This is a genomic window from Veillonella dispar (assembly GCF_937975875.1).
Lineage (GTDB): Bacteria > Bacillota > Negativicutes > Veillonellales > Veillonellaceae > Veillonella > Veillonella dispar_B.
This window is the reverse complement of record NZ_CALJSP010000186.1, coordinates 1-2,012: the sequence shown is the minus strand read 5'-3', so window position 1 is coordinate 2,012 and position 2,012 is coordinate 1. Positions and strand designations below refer to the sequence as shown.

Here is a 2,012-nt window from a genome sequence, read left to right as displayed (position 1 = left end):
ATCACTGTAATCCGCAACCCAAGAAGCACGAGCTACTTGGTATTTGCCAGCTTCACGGTCCGCTAAGAACACCTTTGTCTCTTGATTTTGTAAGCGTACATCAGCATCAAAAGCATTTACCCATGCATCTTGAATCGCTTCTGCAATAGCTTTATGTAATTCACTTGTATTATACAAAATCGTAATTGGAGACAATGGATGATTTTTATCATAGCCAGCGTTTTTCAAGATTTCTTTAGCTTGCTCTACATCTTCATAAACAAGATAGCTACCCGCTTCACGGAAATCTTCACGCCCATTACTTTCAAGCATACCGTAAGGAACAAAGGCATAAGCAGCCTCTTTACCACCGCGAACAATATTGTTAACAATATTAGCACGGTTGATAACCATGGAGAAAGCTTTACGCACCTCAGGATCTGTGAAAGGTTCTGCTTTCACATTGAATACGTAGTAATAGTTACCAAGCATAGGTCCAATATGTAATAGGCCCGCTTCTTCTAAGCGTTTTTGATCCGCTACAGGAGGCTCAACAGTCATATCTGCTTCGCCACCTTCAACCAATGTAAGGCGTGTGCTTTGCGATTCACTGATAGGCCAATTCATCTTCTCTGTTTTTACGGAATCCGCATCCCAATAATTCGGGTTCTTAACGAAGTCCATTTCCCCATTATGTTTCCAAGATAATAAGCGGTATGGACCATTAGACACGAATGTATCTGCATTAGCAGCCCAGTTTTCATGAGCCTCTACAGCCTTTTGACTTACTGGATAGTAACTGTGAGATGCTAATAATTTTAAGAAATAAGCTGTTGGATTTTCTAAGGTAACCACCAATGTATCATCATCGATGGCCTTAACACCAACGTCTTCAGCTTTGGCATCACCATTATTAAAGGCTTCGCCATTTTTTAATACATATAACATATATGCATTGTCCGCATGGACTTCAGGGTCTAATACGCGTTTCCACGCGTATTCAAAGTCATGAGCCGTCAAAGGCTCTCCATTAGACCATTTCAAATCAGGTCGTAAATGGAAGGTATACTCGCGACCATCATCAGAAATATCCCAGCTTTTAGCTAGTGCTGCCTCTGGTTCACTTTCATCATTTAAACGAACTAAACCGTCAAATAATTGAAGTTGAACTGTAGCCTCCGGAGAGGTAGTAGACTTTGCTGGATCCAATGTGGATGGTTCCTGCTCAATAACATATCGAATGGTATGCTCATCAATTGGTTGTTCCCCGCGAGGATAACCAAATACAAATAAGAGCACACTCACCCCAAGAGCAAGGACCATGAGTTTTAACAAATTTCGTTTATCCATCATGGCAATGCTTCCTCTACAAATTCTTTCATGATACGCCCTACTCGAGCGCCTAACTCTTTACCTCGGTCATTATCGATATCGCTCATCAAGAGGATAAAGCAGAAATGACCTCTAAATGTTTCTAATACGCCCCCATCGTGCTCTACACGATCAAGGGATCCTGTTTTATGGTGAAAGCGTATGCCTTCGCCCCAGTAAAATGGCAAGATATCACGGAATTGTTGGCGACCTAAAATATTCCACATTTCTCGGCCATAAGCATCTCTATCGCGACATTCAAAAATGTGTTTATAAAGGCGAGCTAAAGACAATGCAGTCAAATGGTTATCCCGGCCTTCTGCTAGAGCGTCAAAGTCCATCATCATACGATTGAGTTCTATTTCATCTACACCAAGCTGTTCTGCACGAGCATTGATATTCTCCATGCCTAGAACAGTAATGAGTAAATTTGTCGCCATATTATCGCTAAGAACCATCATAAGACGACATAACTCAAGATACGTAAAGCTATGCTTTGCTACTAATTCTTGTAATGCACCACCGCCTTCAACACGCGGTGTTCTAGATAGAGGAACTGTATCATTAAGGTCCAACTGCTCTGTACGAGCTAAATGGAATACATACTCCATAATGAGTACCTTAATCAAACTTGCACTAGAGTGTACCGTATCTTCCCCTTT

The 2,012-nt window shown here is 41.4% G+C and carries 2 protein-coding genes; both read right to left on the bottom strand.

Features of this window, described 5'->3' with window-relative positions:
• Positions 1–1,332: peptide ABC transporter substrate-binding protein (locus tag Q7P05_RS09360; protein WP_303931819.1), on the bottom strand; the 1,332-nt coding region annotated here is incomplete at its 3' end.
• On the bottom strand, positions 1,329–2,012 hold a 684-nt coding region (locus Q7P05_RS09355), incomplete at its 5' end, for a serine hydrolase (RefSeq protein ID WP_303931817.1). The genes Q7P05_RS09355 and Q7P05_RS09360, both read right to left, overlap by 4 nt.